At 33.1% G+C, this 16,905-nt stretch carries 14 protein-coding genes; 10 read left to right on the forward strand and 4 right to left on the reverse strand.

The window, feature by feature from the left end; genetic code table 11:
- Nucleotides 1-72 precede the first annotated feature (72 nt).
- The 8 genes from BQ7474_RS09990 (at nt 73) to BQ7474_RS10025 (ending at nt 9,509) form a co-directional block, all read left to right on the forward strand.
- The gene (locus BQ7474_RS09990; RefSeq protein WP_073998704.1) at nt 73-747 is read left to right on the forward strand and encodes a DNA alkylation repair protein; all 675 of its coding nucleotides are present in this window, start codon (nt 73-75) and stop codon (nt 745-747) included.
- Nucleotides 748-1,164: 417 nt separating this feature from the next.
- Nucleotides 1,165-2,385, forward strand: coding sequence for an ATP-binding protein (locus tag BQ7474_RS09995; RefSeq protein ID WP_235821542.1), 1,221 nt, complete (start codon nt 1,165-1,167; stop codon nt 2,383-2,385).
- Nucleotides 2,386-3,477: 1,092 nt separating this feature from the next.
- The gene (locus BQ7474_RS10000) at nt 3,478-3,735 is read left to right on the forward strand and encodes an AbrB/MazE/SpoVT family DNA-binding domain-containing protein (RefSeq protein ID WP_044567017.1); all 258 of its coding nucleotides are present in this window, start codon (nt 3,478-3,480) and stop codon (nt 3,733-3,735) included.
- Complete coding sequence (locus BQ7474_RS10005; RefSeq protein WP_073998705.1) at nt 3,732-4,859, forward strand: alpha/beta fold hydrolase; 1,128 nt, start codon at nt 3,732-3,734, stop codon at nt 4,857-4,859. Before BQ7474_RS10000 ends, BQ7474_RS10005 begins: the two co-directional genes overlap by 4 nt.
- Before the next feature lie 405 nt (nt 4,860-5,264).
- The gene (locus BQ7474_RS10010; RefSeq protein ID WP_044567022.1) at nt 5,265-5,726 is read left to right on the forward strand and encodes a flavodoxin; all 462 of its coding nucleotides are present in this window, start codon (nt 5,265-5,267) and stop codon (nt 5,724-5,726) included.
- A gap of 162 nt (nt 5,727-5,888) precedes the next feature.
- Nucleotides 5,889-8,111 carry a hypothetical protein gene (locus BQ7474_RS10015; protein WP_073998706.1) on the forward strand — a complete coding sequence of 741 codons (2,223 nt, stop codon included), beginning with the start codon at nt 5,889-5,891 and terminating at the stop codon, nt 8,109-8,111.
- Nucleotides 8,112-8,120: 9 nt separating this feature from the next.
- Nucleotides 8,121-8,765 (forward strand): ABC transporter ATP-binding protein, encoded by a 645-nt coding sequence (locus tag BQ7474_RS10020; protein WP_073998707.1) that lies wholly within the window; start codon nt 8,121-8,123, stop codon nt 8,763-8,765.
- Nucleotides 8,766-8,837: 72 nt separating this feature from the next.
- Nucleotides 8,838-9,509, forward strand: coding sequence for a hypothetical protein (locus BQ7474_RS10025; protein ID WP_082187928.1), 672 nt, complete (start codon nt 8,838-8,840; stop codon nt 9,507-9,509).
- A gap of 2 nt (nt 9,510-9,511) precedes the next feature.
- Here BQ7474_RS10025 and BQ7474_RS10030 read toward each other — a convergent pair whose 3' ends face one another.
- Nucleotides 9,512-9,901 carry a type II toxin-antitoxin system death-on-curing family toxin gene (locus BQ7474_RS10030; protein WP_073998708.1) on the reverse strand — a complete coding sequence of 130 codons (390 nt, stop codon included), beginning with the start codon at nt 9,899-9,901 and terminating at the stop codon, nt 9,512-9,514.
- On the reverse strand, nt 9,898-10,140 hold the full coding sequence (locus tag BQ7474_RS10035; protein ID WP_073998709.1) for a type II toxin-antitoxin system Phd/YefM family antitoxin: 243 nt from the start codon (nt 10,138-10,140) through the stop codon (nt 9,898-9,900). The genes BQ7474_RS10030 and BQ7474_RS10035 overlap by 4 nt, the downstream gene beginning before the upstream one ends.
- 104 nt (nt 10,141-10,244) lie before the next feature.
- Here BQ7474_RS10035 and BQ7474_RS10040 point away from each other — a divergent pair, with 104 nt between their 5' ends.
- Together BQ7474_RS10040 and BQ7474_RS10045 are read left to right on the forward strand one after the other, a co-directional pair.
- Nucleotides 10,245-12,917, forward strand: a complete 2,673-nt coding sequence (locus tag BQ7474_RS10040; protein ID WP_073998710.1) for a DNA methyltransferase — start codon at nt 10,245-10,247, stop codon at nt 12,915-12,917.
- A gap of 299 nt (nt 12,918-13,216) precedes the next feature.
- Complete coding sequence (locus BQ7474_RS10045; RefSeq protein WP_073998711.1) at nt 13,217-14,665, forward strand: hypothetical protein; 1,449 nt, start codon at nt 13,217-13,219, stop codon at nt 14,663-14,665.
- A gap of 208 nt (nt 14,666-14,873) precedes the next feature.
- On the opposite strand, the gene BQ7474_RS10050 is transcribed toward BQ7474_RS10045, so the two are convergent.
- Nucleotides 14,874-15,536, reverse strand: coding sequence for a deoxynucleoside kinase (locus tag BQ7474_RS10050; protein WP_218188991.1), 663 nt, complete (start codon nt 15,534-15,536; stop codon nt 14,874-14,876).
- A gap of 308 nt (nt 15,537-15,844) precedes the next feature.
- Nucleotides 15,845-16,816 carry a hypothetical protein gene (locus BQ7474_RS10055; protein WP_073998712.1) on the reverse strand — a complete coding sequence of 324 codons (972 nt, stop codon included), beginning with the start codon at nt 16,814-16,816 and terminating at the stop codon, nt 15,845-15,847.
- Between the last annotated feature and the right edge of the window lie 89 nt (nt 16,817-16,905).

A 16,905-nucleotide genomic window follows, 5' to 3' on the forward strand; every position in this document is an offset into this window, starting at 1 on the left:
TCGAGAGTGTAGTATTGATGTCAAAAATCCATAGTAGAGCGGCAAATTAGAATTATATAGAGAGTGAGAGAAATGAACATCAAAGAAGAATTATTGGCATTGCAGGATATTTCATATGCTGATTTTCAAGCGAAATTGACACCAAATATTCCAAGAGACCTATTGATAGGGGTTAGAGTTCCAGAGGCTAGAAAGCTCGCTAAAAGAATTATAGGAGATCCGGAAACATCAAAATTTCTAAGGGATTTACCCCATAAATATTATGATGAAAATATACTTCATGGACTCCTAATTTCTGAAATTAAAGACTATGATGCCTGTATTGTGGCAGTTGATGAATTTCTGCCTTATGTAGATAATTGGGCTGTTTGCGATATTATGTCTCCAAAGATTTTCAAAAAAAATAAAAAAGCACTTTTGGAAAAAATTAAAGAATGGTCGGCATCGGAAAAGACCTATACTTGCCGCTTTGGAATTGAGATCTTGATGTCTTACTTTCTTGATGATGATTTTAAGCCTGAATATTTGGAGATACCAGTCTCTGTTAATAGTGAAGAGTATTATGTTAAGATGATGATTGCGTGGTTTTTTGCAACGGCTTTGGCAAAGCAATGGGATGCGACCATAAAATATATTGAAGAACAGCACCTAGATACATGGACTCATAATAAGGCAATACAGAAGGCACGTGAAAGTAGGCGCATTACACCGAAACAAAAAGAATATTTAAAGTCACTTAAAGGATGAGGAAATTTAGTTATATTGAACTTTAACTTACACCTTATAGGACATATTTTTTGCATTTTCAACTATGCAAGTAGCGTTAAAATCCACTTATTTGTGTATGTTATCATCAGGTTCGTCTTAATAAATATTAAAATTGTTATGTGATCGAAAAGAAAACAGGGAATTGAAGTTATGCTAGTAAAGTAAGATGATAATGGGAATGTTAAAAGGCTAATTTCAAAATATATCCTATATGGAATTATTTCTAAATAGATTTCAATTATATGACCTTACACTTTATAATATATTTAGATTAAGTTCCAAAACGGAAATAATTCTAAATAGATAGAGGTGTAGGCATATGGAAATAAAGCGTGATTATTATTTAGATAAATTAATTCAAAAAAAGACAATGGGTTCATTAAGATTATTACAGGAATTAGAAGGAGCGGTAAATCTTATTTACTTAATAATCTTTTTTATAATTATTTGATTGAGAATGGAGTAGATGAAAACCATATTATAAAATTTGCCTTTGATTCAGGAAGAGATTTATTAAAAATTGGCGAAGATTTAATAGATTTAGATGTACTAAGCGGCGAAAGATTAGTAGATCCTAAAAAGTTTTTAGACTATATCATGAGCAAAACGAATGACAAGGAAAAATTTTATATCCTCTTAGATGAAGTTCAATTGCTTAAATCTTTTGAGCAAGTCTTAAATGGATTTTTGCGTCAAGATAATTTTGATGTTTATGTTACTGGGAGTAATTCTAAATTCTTATCTAAAGATGTCATTACTGAATTTGCAGGTAGGGGTGATGAAATTCATGTTATGCCGCTTGTATTTTCTGAATTTCTTCAAACTTATGATGGCGACAAAGAAGATGCTTTTGCGGAATATCAAGTTTACGGCGGTTTACCAGCTGGGGCTTTAATGAAAAGGGATGAAGATAAGATGAATTATCTAAAGGGGCAACTCGAAAATGTATATTTGCGCGATATTGTTCATAGGTATGACATACGTTTAACTTCTGAACTAGAAGACCTACTCAATATTTTGGCATCAGGCATTTCAAGTCTTACAAATCCAAGTAAAATAGCTTCAACTTTTAAGTCCATAAAAAAATCTAAAATTTCTGCAAATACAATTGATAAGTTTATAGGCTATTTTGAAGATTCTTTTATTTTAAAAAGAGTCTATCGATACGATGTTAAAGGGAGAAAATATATAGGCACGCCTTATAAAATATACTTTGAAGATGTAGGGTTGAGAAATGCAAGATTAAACTTTAGACAGATAGAACCAACCCACCTAATGGAAAATATCATTTATAACGAATTAAGATATCGTGGCTATATGGTTGATGTAGGAATGGTCATGAAAAGGGAAAATGTTAATAATAAAGATATAAAGAAACAGCTGGAAGTTGATTTCATAGCCAACCTTGGAAATAAAAAATATTATATTCAATCTGCATATAGCCTCCCTTCCATAGAAAAAATAAATCAAGAAAAAGCATCTTTATTGAATATTGATGATTCATTCAAAAAAATTATAATCGTAAAAGACAGAGTAAAACCATTTCTAGATGAACATGGAATACTAACTATTAATTTGTTTGACTTTTTATTGGATAGAGATAGTTTAGATTTATAGGGATTCATTCGATGAGTTGATAATTATTAATATGTTCCCACATACGAGGCTTTTGAAGAATTACCAAATTTATCCATACTGACCACTAGAGCTACGTCGAGACTATAGTATTGATGCCAAGGAAATAAGATAAGAGTTTGTAAGACTGTTGAAATCAATGGCTTTAGGATTTTAGAAGAAATCTTAAAAGCCATTTTTCTATTTAAAAACACCTTGTGGGAACAATTCGAGTGTAGATTATAACAGAGTATGTAGACACTATGGATATTTTATGTGGAGTGAGCATGGTGGATACTATTAGGCTGTTCATTATAGATTAATAATATATGAAACTTCAAGCTATATGAATGGTTATAGTAAATTAATAAAATAGATGACATCTATAAAATGTAAAAATAGCCTGATCAGAATAGTTGTTAGAGAAGACAATTATAATACAAAATAGATATAAGTTGCTGTTTTGTGTTATAAGAGACAAATAAGATATAACCTAACTACCAGATGTAGAGACGGTAGTATTGATGTCAAGGTGAGGGACTAAACTGTATAGAAAAGCCTTGAAATAAACGGGTTTTGATGGTATTGCCAAGAAAAAGTGCATCATCGTAATCTCATTTTTAGATCTTTTAAAAACAGTTTTGTCTTCCGGAAATGTAACTATGGAACTGCTTTTTGACGTATTGAGACTTCAGAAATGTAGTCGGAGGTGGCTTTGGAGATATTCAGACAATAAAACTGTTTGCAATTGTATATTTCTCGACAAACGGGTCAGGTAGATTACTGAATACACTGAACGTCCGGACAGACGACTTAGTAAAAGATTACGGTTTACGATGAGAAATAGGCTGTGGAATTCAAATCAGCCCTTGCGATAAAAGGAGATGGATGTAAAGAATATATTAAAATAGGGCACCTCGTCAGGAAATGGCGGGGTGATTTTTTGTAGGAATACTTTAAACATAAAAAGCATATGAAATTGCTACGGCATTGTCGAGTTGGAATTAACATATTTTTACTTGACAAGGCAATAATTTATGATATAAATAGTATGAAATGTATAACAAAGGATACTAACCCTCAAGGAGATAAAATATGAAAAAAAGCAAGCAATATCATAGTAACTTGGAATATGAGAATAAAACTGAGAAAAACGAACAGGGGCTTTATGCTTGGACTGCAAAAGTTGGCTCAAAAGGACAAATTGTAATTCCAAAAGAGGCAAGAAATTTGTTCCATATAGAAAGTGGTGACACAATTCTCCTGCTGGGTGACCAAAATCAGGGAATAGCATTGATAAGTGGTGATAAAATGGCTGAGATGCTACAGGCAATTAAAGGAAAGATATTATGAAACGAATGAAACGATTAAAAATTATTATGGTTATTTTGATTGTATTAGTTGTGATTCTAGTGGGTTTTGCATATCGAACGCTTCACTTTGATTATGGGAATGATCAGTTTATGAGGAAAAAGGGGAAGCAATTAGGATTTACAGAAAAAGTGTACAAGACGACTGATGGCAGTAAAATAGCATACTTAGAAGGGCCTGATAATGGGGAGCCGCTTTTACTAATTCACGGTCAGATGGTATCAAAAGAAGATTATGCGAAGGTTTTACCGAAACTATCGAATTATTTTCACATCTTTGCGATAGACTGCTACGGACATGGAAAATCGTCTAAACATCCTTATAAGTATCAGCTAATTCCTATTCGTGATGATTTGATCGACTTCATGCGTGATGTGATTGGTGAGAAAACATATCTTTCAGGACATTCCTCAGGTGCTTTGATATCAGCGGCAATAGCTGCAAAGGAAAAGGAACAGGTAAAAGGACTTCTCCTTGAAGATGGACCTTTCTTCTCTACAGAGCCTGCTAGAGCAGAAAATACTTTTTCTTATCTTGAGTTCAAGACAATCCATGATTTTCTGTCGCAGCAAGCGGAGAAGAATTATACGAGATATTATCTTGATCATACTTACATGAAATCACTTTTTAATAAAGATGGAAAAGATAATTGGAACTTTATAGTTAAAAATCCTTTTTCCAATAGAATCAGAGAAAATAGTAGCAAAATGCCAATTGTTTGGTATTATCCTCCTGAAATCGGGCTGAATGGAATTATATTCTTAACACGTAACATGCAGGACGGAACAGGAAACTATGATTTAAGATTTGGGGAGGCTTTTTACGATTTTTCCTGGTTTTATGGAGTTGATCAGAAAAAGATGTTGAGCGAAATAGAATGTCCGACAATCATTCTTCATGTTGCGCCTTCAAAGGAAACCGCGCCGAGCTATTATGATAATAATGGAATACTGCTATCTGCCATGGACGAAAAAGATGCAGAAGAAGTGCATGCGTTAATTAAAAACAGTACTCTTAAATCAGGCTATGAATCAAGTCACGATATTCATGCCGACTTACCGGAACAGTTCGTTGATGCAGTGATTGAAATGAAGCAGCAGAAGTAGTGTATATTCTAGTTGAACGGGCTTTGATATGTACCCGAATATATCATTTCTTTTGCAACTTCCACCGTGCAACGAGTGTGAAGGCTCTCTTCTTGATGTATTGCTATCGTCAGAGTGGTCTTGATACATGTTATGACTAATTATAGTATTGATGTCAAGAAATTAGGATAATGGTAAATAAAACTCTTGAAACAGGTGGCTTTTAGGATTTCTAGAAGAAATCTTAAAAGCCATTTTTCTATTTAAAAAACACCTTTTGGAAACAGTTCAAGTGTAGATTATTTCAGGGTGTGTAAACACTATGTATATTTTAGGGGGAGTGAACAGGATAGATAATATCAGGCTACTTATCATATAATAAAAATGATATTATAGTAATTAGGTTGAATTAAGGAGGTAATTATAATGAGTCCTTTAGTTGTATATTATTCATATTCAGGAACAACAAGAAGATTAGCAGAAGATATTGCGTTGATTACTGATGGAGATTTGAGAGAGCTGAAGCCACAAAAGCCTTATTCATTCTCATATAATACAGCTGTAAAAGAAGTGAGAGAAGAAATTGAAAAAGGATATTGCCCACCTCTTATTCAAGGAGCGGAAACTATTGAAGATGCAGAGGTGGTTTTTATTGGTTCTCCTAATTGGCTTAAAACTTTTGCCCCACCCGTGCTATCGTTTTTAAGAACGGTTGATTTAAATGGAAAGACAATTATTCCGTTTTGCACGCATGGCGGAGGTGGTTTTGGGAGAATGATTGAAGATTACAAAAAGGAATGTAAGAATTCAATTATTAAAGATGGAATAGCATTAAAAGGAGATTACAGTTTTGATGAACTAAAAACATGGTTAGATAGTAATTTATGAATCCTAGTTTATTAAACTCAAATAACCAAATCAGAACTACCAGCTAAGCTGGTAATTCTGATTTGATTATTTTAAGTTTACTAATTTTTTGATTAATATATTGACTCTCATATAATATGGTGTTATACTCATAATAACACACCACACATAAAGGAGCGGTATATGAATGATAAGTCGGTCAAAAGGATATTAAATATCATAATCCCAGTCCAATTTATAGTATTTGCTATATTGGTTTCTTATTTTCTTGATTTTAAATATAGAGAAAATTTTAAAAATATCGTATCTGATTATAAAGAAATCACTATAAACAATATCGATATGGAAAAAAACATGGATGTCGGAGATTATATAGGAGAATTTTTGGATGAAAAGAAGGGGCTTTTATTAAGAGAAGTAGATAGCCCTGACTACGCTGGGGATAAGATGATCCATGGTTATTGGATGAGTGGAGATTTTGATGCTAATAGAGATAAGCTAAATATAGAATTTCTAGGCAAGCAATACGCATCAGATGAGAGTTTTAATAAGCTAGATGATGGTGGAAGTATAGGTTTACTATCTGGGGAATATGGATTGATAGAGCCTACTCCAAAGTTTATTTTTGGAGATTCTTATGTATTTATAAACCTCATAGGTACAGGAAAGTTTGCTGGCTTTAACGGTACATACAAAGCGGTAGGACTTAGTGATCAAGACATAGATCAGTTTTATAAAGGAATAAGTGAAGCTAGTGGTATAAGTGTAGCAGAACTAACAGATGTAAAAGGTGGTGGATCTGCTATGACAGGTGACCTCCCATTAGGATTTATAGCTATTTATATAGTATCTACCATCTTAATAATTGGCCTACTAAGTACATATACAGTATCAAAACTAAAGAATATGGGAACATACCTACTTCTGGGATGGACTAAGGGTGATTTTATAAAATCTACCTATGGGACTTTCAATAAAACTGCCTTAGTAGTGACTTTGCTATTTCCATTATTTGGACTAATACTATCCAAAGCAAGTTTTTTGACTCCTAAGTTTATTGGTATATATTTTTTAGCTGGTTTTATTAACTTTGTAATATATCTGATTTTTGAATTTTTAATTTCATTGATTCTAAGAACAGTAAAACCAATCAATGCAATTCATGGTAGGGTTACGAAAAAAGGCTTACTTATATTTGGGATTATCTTGTATTTACTAGTAAATCTATCAACAGGTTTAGTTTCGTTTGTAGGTATGGATGATTCAATAGCAGAAATTAGAGATCAATATAAAACAAAAAAAGAATGGGAAGAGGTGTCTGACTACTATGTAACCAATGGCTTCTTCAAAGGCGATGACTATATGGACCCTCAAACAGCCGATCAGCCTACGCTAGATAGAGATTTTATGGAATTTTATAGGTCGATTGAAGGCAAAGATGGTGTAAAATTTATCAACACTCATTTCTATAGGCCAGATTTTAGAGAAGAATGGATTGATAAAGGTGTGTATAAGTATCCGCCGGATTTTTCTTATATGGAATTTAAGGCTGATAATAATTATATAGAAGATGATCTGGGCATCGATTTGGATGAAGATTTGATTAAACTATCTAAAGAGGGATACAGGATTTATCTGATACCTAGTAGCTTTACTGATGGTGAGAAAAAGCAAATAGAAAAATTCTATCAAGAAATGAATGATCAGGACTTCTCAGATGAATATGTGAATGAAAAATACTACTCTACTCTTTATAAGGGAAATAAATTTATCACTTATGATAATAACAAAGAATATTTTACCTTTCCTAATAATTACGATGACTTTATGTACAAAGAAACCTTCCCACTTAAAACAAGTGAACCTGTTATAAGCCTTATAACCAGTGAAAATATGTCCTATTTTGAATCTATGAGTTTACTTGCTGGAGGGGAAACTAACTCATATATAAAATTAAACCAAGAAGCTTACGATAAATATATAAACAAAGAATATTATAAAAAATTTAATTTAGATGATAATATGCCTGAATTTGTAAAAATTGCTGATTTGATAACAGGAATGATACGTAGTTTAACTCAACACATTGCAACTTTTATAATCCTTGCCTTGTTTTTAACCTATATAGGAATAATGATTTTATCAGCTTTGATTAAACTATATAGAGAAATATATGGAGAAGAAGTTAATATCAAAAAATTCTTAGGCTATGATAACAAAAAAATCTATAAAGCCTTATGGATCATAGTAATACTAGCTAGCCTAGTAAATATCATAATAAGTCTAGTGAAAGGCTCAATTAGTGGTATAAGTTTATCAGTTATCCTATTTATAATTCAATATCTAATGCTTGATAGGCTAACAAAAAGAAATCAGTTTGAGAATTTAGTGGAGTTTTTAAAGTAGGAGAAATATATGAATCATTTAGAGATAAGAGAAGTATCAAAAGCATTTGGTAGTAGAAAAATAATAAATAACCTTCGCTTTGAAGTAGCTAAAGGGGAGGTCCTAGCAATAGTAGGAGAAAGTGGATCGGGTAAGTCTACTCTACTTAATATGATAGGCTTGCTAGAAAGAGTTGATAGTGGGGAGATTTTACTTAAGGGAAAGGCTCTGCCTGATATAAATAGCAAAGAGGCTACTCTAATACGTCGAGATGAGATAAATTATATTTTCCAGACCAATGCTCTCATATCTGAGAAAACTGTCAAAGATAATTTGCTCATTGCTATGGAATTTGTAAATCTTAAAAGTGCAGATAAATTAGATCAAATAAAAAATATTTTAAATACTCTAGGTATCGAATATTTGATAGATCAAAAGATAAATACCATATCAGGTGGTGAGGCCCAAAGAGTGGCACTGGCCAGATGTATATTAAAGCCTGGAGATCTAATCCTAGCCGATGAACCTACAGGATCTCTAGACCCAGCCAGAGCTGGTGAAGTTTTTAGATTGTTAATAAGCTTACGAGATGACTTTAACAAGACAATAATAATTGTAACTCACGACATGGATTTGGCTAGAAAATGTGATAGGATAATTGAAATCAAAAAGTGATGAGCAGAATAGATTTACCTATTCTGCAACATCACCTTCTGATTTTAAAGTAATATAGATGTAGGAGCTGATATGAAAACTTATACTAATAAATTTCACAATAAACATACATATTTAAATATAGAAAATTCAGAGATATCCACTATCAATGATTTTGATCATTTGCTTGATAAGTATAAAAAGCCCCTACAAATAGGAGTGGATTCTAATAATTATAAATTGATTGACTTATTGGTAAAAAATGATTTTATTCTAAAGAGAAAGTGTTATGAAGTCGAAGTTACCAAGGCAGATCTTAAATATCCTCTTGAAAAGGCGGATATTTTCCAATGTCATTATGGGAGTTATGAATACAAGAAATGTTGCCAAATTCTTTATGATTATTACGCACTAGTTCACTATGATGTTAGTCCGCTAACTGCAAGTTTTGCTGAATTTGTAAATATTATTCCTAAGGACTCACTTTATATTAAAGAAGATGGAACCATCACAACTTGTGTCTTTGTAGAAGAAAATGAAATTGCCTACCTAGCTACTAGCAAATCCGATTCGAAAACTAGGAGAGTTTTCCTAAGTGCCTTATTAACTTTCCTTTTCGAGAAATACCAATATATATTCTTTGAAGCAGACGACACGGATTACTTTGCCACAGAGTTAAGGGATATCTTTGATATAAATATTAGAAATTCTTACGATACTTACATCAAATATTACAAAAAGCATGAGACTAATAAGTTTTCCTAGTCTCATGCACTTGTATCATTTATATGATTTTTAACCCATTCCAATAGTTCTTTTTCACTTAGCTTTGAACTTGAAAGTTTAAGTATTACATCTATAAGTTCCTGATCTGTGTAAGTTAGAGAATAACCATTGATGTATAAATTTGTTAGCATAGCATGGGTGCCAATTCTCTTATTACCATCTATAAATGGATGATTCATCACAAGGGAATATCCAAGATGAACAGACTGACTTATGGCATCTGGATAAAGATTAATACCATCAAAAGTTTGATAGGCAGAATTTATGGACAAATCTAACATATTTTCATCCCTAATACCCTTACTACCTCCAAATATTTCTATTTGTTGCGTGTGCAAATATAAAATTTGTTTTCTAGTTAATCTTTTCATTCAGATAATTTCTTATAAACTTCTTTATTTTTTTCGATTAAAGACTTAGAAATATCCATAACCAATTCATCATCGGCATCTTCAATATTTTCAGATTCTTCATAAGCTGTTATTACATATTTAGGTGCATTATTTTTTAAAATAACTGCAGAGCCTTTTTCATCAACTAATCTTGCTACTTTGGAAAAATTTTGATTAGCTTCGGTTATTGAAACCATTGTTTTTGTATCTATCTTCATAATAGCCCCCTTATTTAGGATATATTATACCTACTTATAATCCTAAATCGAATTTTGTTAGACATTTTACCTATGCTATAATAAATAGGAAAAGAGGTGGAATTGTGAATCAGAGAGAGCAAAAGCAAAAAGCAAATGAATTTGTAAATAGATGGCAGGGTAAGGGCAATGAAAAGGCAGAAAGTCAAAGATTTTGGCTAGACTTATTGCAAAATGTCTACGGCATAGACCAAGCCACAGCCTATGTGAGATTTGAGGATAAGGTTATGCTAGATAATGCTTCCTTTATAGACATTATTATTCCAGATACCCACGTCCTTATAGAGCAAAAATCTAGAAATAAATCCTTAGACAAGGCCATCAAGCAATCAGATGGGGCACTCCTATCTCCATTTCAACAGGCTAAAAGATACTCAGCAGAATTACCATATTCCCAAAGGCCAAGGTGGATTGTAACATGTAACTTCAAACAATTTTACATATATGATATGGAAAAACCAACCGGAGAGCCAGAAAAAATTCTCCTAGAAGATTTGCCAGAGGAAGCCTACAGGATGAACTTTTTGGTAGACAAAAAGGACGAAAATATTATAAAAGAAATGGAAGTATCCCTCCAAGCTGGAGAGATAGTAGGTTTTCTTTATGATGCCTTACTAAACGAATACAACAATCCCCAAGACCCACAGACTCTAAAGGATTTAAATATTCTATGTGTCCGCCTAGTATTTTGCTTTTATGCAGAAGATGCGGGACTATTTGGCCACCACAATATGTTCCATGATTATCTTGGAAAATTTGATGAAAGTAACTTTAGAAGTGCCCTCATAGACCTATTTAATATTCTAAACCAGCCAGAAGAAAAAAGAGATCCATACCTAGACCCAGAATTATTAGCCTTCCCTTATGTAAATGGAGGTTTATTTGCTGAGGCAAATATAGAAATCCCAAGGCTAAATCCCTTTATTCGTGATATAATCCTAGAAAAAGCCAGTCGTGGTTTTGACTGGAGCAAGATATCACCAACCATATTTGGATCAGTATTCGAATCCACCCTAAACCCAGAAACTAGGCGTGCAGGCGGTATGCACTACACATCCATAGAAAATATCCACAAGGTTATAGACCCACTATTTTTAAATGATCTAAGAGATGAGTTTGACCAAATCAAGTCTATAAAGACAGAAAAAATAAGAAATAACAAGCTAGAAGTCTTTCAAAATAAACTAGCTAGCATAAAATTCCTAGACCCAGCAGCAGGATCTGGAAACTTTTTGACAGAAACCTATCTCTCCCTTAGAAAACTAGAAAATGAAGCCATCAAAACCCGTTTTGGAGACCAAATATTTATGGGAGATGTAGAAGATCCTATCAAAGTCAGCCTTGACCAATTTTATGGGATAGAGATAAATGACTTTGCAGTAACAGTAGCAAAAACTGCCCTATGGATATCAGAAGACCAGATGATGAAAGAAACAGAAGAAATCATCCACGCCAACATAGACTTTTTGCCACTCAAATCCTACGCCAATATAGTAGAAGGCAACGCCTTAAGAATGGACTGGGAAGAAGTAGTTGCTAAAGATGATTTGGATTATATAATGGGAAATCCGCCTTTTGTTGGCAAAAAAGAGCAATCTAAAGATCAAAAAGCTGATTTGAGAGAAATATTTGGCAAATTAAAAGGATTAAATAAGTTAGATTATGTATCTGGATGGTATAAAAAAGCATCTAATTATATACAAGATACCAAGATCCACACAGCTTTTGTATCTACTAATTCAATAACACAAGGTGAGCAAGTATCTATATTATGGAAAAATTTAATTTTAGAAAATGGTATTTCAATAAATTTTGCTTATAGAACCTTTAAATGGGATAGCGAAGCATCTTTAAAAGCACATGTTCATGTTGTAATTGTAGGATTTTCTATTGAAAAATTAGATAAAAATTATTTATACTCTCAGGATACTGTAAAAATAGTAAATGATATTAACGCTTATTTAGTAGAAGCGCCAAATACTTTCATCGACAGTAGAAAAAAACCTATAGATAATGGAAATTTAATTTTAAATAAAGAAGAGTTAAAGAATATTTTAAAAGAAAATATAAAAAATAAAGAATTTATAAAAAAATATATTGGTGGATATGAGCTTCTCAATAACAAAATGCGTTGGTGTATATGGTTAACTGATAAAGATCCATCTGAATATAGAAAATCAAGCAGAAGAAAAGAAACTTTAAAGCTTGCAGATACCCCATATCTATTTGGAGAGATAAGACAACCAAATTCAGATATGCTTGTAATTCCAAAAGTATCATCTGAAAGAAGAAAATATTTACCATTGAAATTTGTAGATAAAGATACTATTGTTAATGGGAGTGCTTTAATATTAGCTACAAATGAAAAATATATTTTTGGAATTCTAACTTCTAATGTTCATATGTCATGGATGCGTGCAGTTGCAGGAAGGATGAAAAGTGATTATCAATACTCTGCTAGTATTGTCTACAACAACTTCCCATGGCCAGACCCAAGTCCGGAACAAAAACAAAAAATAGAAAAAACTGCCCAAGGCATTCTTGATGCACGTGAACTTTATCCAGCATCATCCTTAGCAGACTTATATGATGAGCTTACTATGCCAGTAGAACTTCGCCGCGCCCACCAAGAAAATGACAAGGCAGTCATGGAAGCATATGGTTTTGATTGGCGTACTATGACTGAGTCTGAGTGTGTGGCTGAGCTTATGAAAATCTACCAAGACTTGGTAAAGTAAAAATAAATTTAATGTAAAAAATCCTAATTATTTTTTAGTAGTCTGAGGGGCTGTTGCAAAATAGATAAATCGTTCCTATATCATTCGAGCACCCTCCCAGAAAGGTCTCTGTCAGTCGACGGGCTAATTACCACCGTGAGCCGGCGGGCTAAACCTCAAACTTTCTGGGAGTGCACTCCAATGATGAAACGTTAGATATCTATCAATTTGCAACAGCCCCTTTTTATGTCATGATTCATTTTCCTGTTTTGCCTAAAACAAGAGAGGGTAAAAATTAAAAAACATTATAGGAGAATATGATGAAAGGCAAAAAAATCCTACTAACTCTTATGATTTTTCTAACAGCTTGTAATGCTAATAATGAAACCAGCAATAAAAGCGAGAAAAATCCTAAGACCGATATAGATATGAAAGAAGAGACTAGCAACAAGGATGCTCTAGAGTCTGCCCAAACAGACCAGGCCCAAATGGATGAATTAATTGCCCAAAACCAAGCGGAAGTAGATAAGATGATGGAGGGCATGTCAGAAGAAGAAAAAAAAGAATTTGAAAAGAACATGGCCGAAATGGGTTTTGATGTAAATGACGTAAGCAATATGGATAAACTTTTAGAAAAATCTAAGGATCAAAACCTAGGTGATATGAGCCTAGCGGGCATACAAAAGGGAGATGGAGAGCGCAAAAAGGAAAATACAGCCAAGGCAGATACGTTATATGCCAAAATCAAAGAAGTTAAAACTGATATTAGCTTAGAGGGCATAGAAGGAGAGGCTCCTACCAGCAAAGATGATCTAATGACCACTTTTGGCTTTACAGAAGATCAAAGCGGCGAGGAGACCTACTTTGAAGACATATCCTATATGCAATCCAAGGATGGCAAGGAATATAAGATAGCTAGTAGTCAATCAGGCAGTATTTTGACAATTGAGCCAAAATCTAGTCTAGACATATCCCTACCATATGGGATAAGTGGTGATGATAGCAAAGAGGAGGCTAAGGAAAAGTTAATAGAAGGAGCTCATTTGCTTAGGTTAAATGAAGATAGCCACGCCCTAGACTTTGCAGCTGGAGATAAAATCTTTAGCCTAAACTTTGATACTAGTACCGGCAAAATCTATAGCGTAACCATAGAAGAACCGGTGGATTCATCAACTATAAAAAATGATATTCTTTTAAATATCTATATTAAAAGAAATAGACCAAAAGAAGAAGGTTCATTTATGATAGAAGATCAAAAATTAACCTACCCAATGACCATGGGTGATTTAAAAGATGCCCTAGGAGGGGAATATGAACTAATAAGTGACGAGAATACAAAGGACTTCTCCAAAGATTTTGATATGGGTATACTCACCTATGGAACATATGCCATCCTTGATGCACCTAGCCACAAGTATTTAGTTGAATACAATATACCTGATTCAATAAAGCCTAATTTAAACGATCAAGGTCTATATACTCCAGATGATAGCTATGAAATATCGGGTATAAGCTTTTATGATGGTCCAGACTTTGCAATAGAAGGCAAAGATATTGACATTAACCAAGAATCCTACAAAGACTTAGAAAAAACTCTTCTAGATAAGGGAATACTCTATAGTAAGGGCATAGATGGCCTAGAATATACTCCTTATGATAATATTAAATTTATAAGTAAAGGAGACCTAGTAACCATAAAAGTCTCAAATTACGAGCAAAGACTTTATGAGGATGCCCAAAAAGAAGTGATGGCTGACCAAGCCTATTAAAAATCCCAAGGTCTAGGCTTATAATTTCACTAAATCTCCAAGCTGTACTGACCCCCAAAAGTTGGACTTAAAAACCAACTAAAGGAGGTCAGGTCAATCCCTAATCTGATTTTTCTTTGGCAAATATTAAAATAATTTTCTCTAGGCATAGACCTATTATAGATATTGGTCTATAGATAAATCCCTTGGAATATTTCATGGGATTTACTTATTTATCTTCCTTACATAAACTCTTATCAAAGGCCTCCATAATCATAGCAAAGACCTCCTGCCAGTCTTGTTCACAATTTACATCATATTTATTCATATCTATGGCAATTTTATCTGAGTAGGAGTAATTCTCATACCAACTTTGGTACTCTTTATGGAGAGTTTTAAAATAGGCTAGGTCTTTTTGTCCCTTTTCTGTACTTAGATCTATCTGCTCAAAGTCCCTACCTCTTTTGGCTAGGTTATCTAGGAACTTATCAAAGCTTATGTCTAGGTAGACTAAGAGGTCTGGGAATTTTTTGGGCATGTCCTTTATCTCTTCTAACATATTAGCTAAGAGATCGGCATAGGTATCATATTCTACCTGACTAATATTGCCTTCCATTAGGTTGATTCTGGTAAATAATTCGTCTTCATAGATAGAGCGATCTAGGACGTTTTTGTTGTTGGTGAGGGCTTCCTTTATAAGTTTGAACCTCTCGTTTAGAAAATATATTTGTAATAGGAAGGCGTATTTTTCCTTATCCTTGTAATATAGAGGCAGGATGGGATTTTGATCTACTGGCTCTATCATTAGCTTACTTCCAAGTTCTTTGGCAAGTCTTGCTGATACTGTTGATTTTCCTGAGGCTATCATTCCCGCTAATACTATCACTGGCATAGTTCTCCTTCTTGTTGTTGATATTGATTATTATTATACAATTATATTTTACATTTTTGTCATAGTAATTGCACATTAAATGCATAGCAATTGGATTATTATAAGTCTATGGAGATTATTATGATTTGAGTAAAAATGTGGGATTTTTTAAGGATAGAAAGGCCTTAGATATAAAAGTTGAGATAAATTTTGATTTCGGTGAAAAATAGGTATTATTGCTTCTATTAGACCTTGCAAGTTTACTTTGATTAATGCCATCTAAAGCAAGAAAAAACCTTCCTAGTACTAGGAAGGCCTTATTAGCTAAATTATTCTTCTCCTGGATACATGGTGGATGCACCTGGGTACATCTTGCCTAGTTCGTCAAATATTAGTCCTATATCTCCAAATCCTGTCTCTTCTAGCCTATCCATGGCACGGGTGTAGGCCTTATCTATATCTTCGTTTGTCATTTGATTTACTACAGAAGGAGAAAATTCATAGTATTGTACCATTGCTGCTTTGATGGCATCGTAGTCTGTTTGGCTTGATCCAAATCTTCTCATTGTTGGTTTTTTAGGTTTTTCGTCTTCTTTTTTGGAAATGTCAGAGGAATCTCCCTCATTTTCTGCATCGGTACTTTCATCACTTTCTTTTTCTGGTGAAAGTTTATTTAAAAATAGTATATCTGCTGCTCTTTTTACGTAATCATCAAAGTATAATTCTTGATTTTCCATATAGGCAATCTTTAGAGCTTCTTGGATATAATAATCATCTGTTCCCCAAACCTTATCTACTGGATAGCCCCAAGTTCCCATCAATGTTCTTTCGTAGTTGAACCTATCTGTAAGCTCTCCTTCAACTGCAGCTTCTTGGTTGTATTTTGCTGCTATTGAATCTAGAGGGAATTTGTTAGATTTGTATGGATTTTCAATTGCTAATTCTTGGAATACAAAGTCCTTTTGATCCCAGTAGCCAGTTTCTTCTGATAGTTCTTTTGCTTTTTCTACTACTTTATCAATTTCTTCATCAGAAAGCTCATCGGCAAAGTCTTCATCAAATTCACCAAATTCGACTATCATTTCTCTCCACTTATCATAGTCTGTTGCCTCGCTTTCTTTTCCAGCAAGACTTGTCTCTTTTTTGCTATCTTCTGATTTAGTTTCTTTATTATTGTCCTCTAGAGCCTGAGATATTTCTTCATCATTTGCTACTTTTTGGACATTTTTTGCTTCTTTATTATTACAAGCACTTAAAACAGCTATTAGTGCAAGGCTTGCTAGTATTTTTTTGTAAGTCATATGGCCTCCTTAAGTTATTATAATTTTATCACGTTTCTTTATTTTTTTGTAGTTAAATACAAATTTGTAATAATTTTTTAATTTTTTTG

It is taken from the genome of Anaerococcus urinomassiliensis, from assembly GCF_900128425.1.
Lineage (GTDB): Bacteria > Bacillota > Clostridia > Tissierellales > Peptoniphilaceae > Anaerococcus > Anaerococcus urinomassiliensis.

What these genes read in the sequence shown, in the direction of transcription:
- BQ7474_RS09990 (WP_073998704.1), top strand. Translation starts at nt 73, where the DNA reads ATGAACATCAAAGAAGAATTATTGGCATTGCAGGATATTTCATATGCT.
- BQ7474_RS10000 (WP_044567017.1), top strand. Translation starts at nt 3,478, where the DNA reads ATGAAAAAAAGCAAGCAATATCATAGTAACTTGGAATATGAGAATAAA.
- BQ7474_RS10005 (WP_073998705.1), top strand. Translation starts at nt 3,732, where the DNA reads ATGAAACGAATGAAACGATTAAAAATTATTATGGTTATTTTGATTGTA.
- BQ7474_RS10010 (WP_044567022.1), top strand. Translation starts at nt 5,265, where the DNA reads ATGAGTCCTTTAGTTGTATATTATTCATATTCAGGAACAACAAGAAGA.
- BQ7474_RS10015 (WP_073998706.1), top strand. Translation starts at nt 5,889, where the DNA reads ATGAATGATAAGTCGGTCAAAAGGATATTAAATATCATAATCCCAGTC.
- BQ7474_RS10020 (WP_073998707.1), top strand. Translation starts at nt 8,121, where the DNA reads ATGAATCATTTAGAGATAAGAGAAGTATCAAAAGCATTTGGTAGTAGA.
- BQ7474_RS10025 (WP_082187928.1), top strand. Translation starts at nt 8,838, where the DNA reads ATGAAAACTTATACTAATAAATTTCACAATAAACATACATATTTAAAT.
- BQ7474_RS10030 (WP_073998708.1), bottom strand. Translation starts at nt 9,901, where the DNA reads ATGAAAAGATTAACTAGAAAACAAATTTTATATTTGCACACGCAACAA.
- BQ7474_RS10035 (WP_073998709.1), bottom strand. Translation starts at nt 10,140, where the DNA reads ATGAAGATAGATACAAAAACAATGGTTTCAATAACCGAAGCTAATCAA.
- BQ7474_RS10045 (WP_073998711.1), top strand. Translation starts at nt 13,217, where the DNA reads ATGAAAGGCAAAAAAATCCTACTAACTCTTATGATTTTTCTAACAGCT.
- BQ7474_RS10050 (WP_218188991.1), bottom strand. Translation starts at nt 15,536, where the DNA reads ATGCCAGTGATAGTATTAGCGGGAATGATAGCCTCAGGAAAATCAACA.
- BQ7474_RS10055 (WP_073998712.1), bottom strand. Translation starts at nt 16,816, where the DNA reads ATGACTTACAAAAAAATACTAGCAAGCCTTGCACTAATAGCTGTTTTA.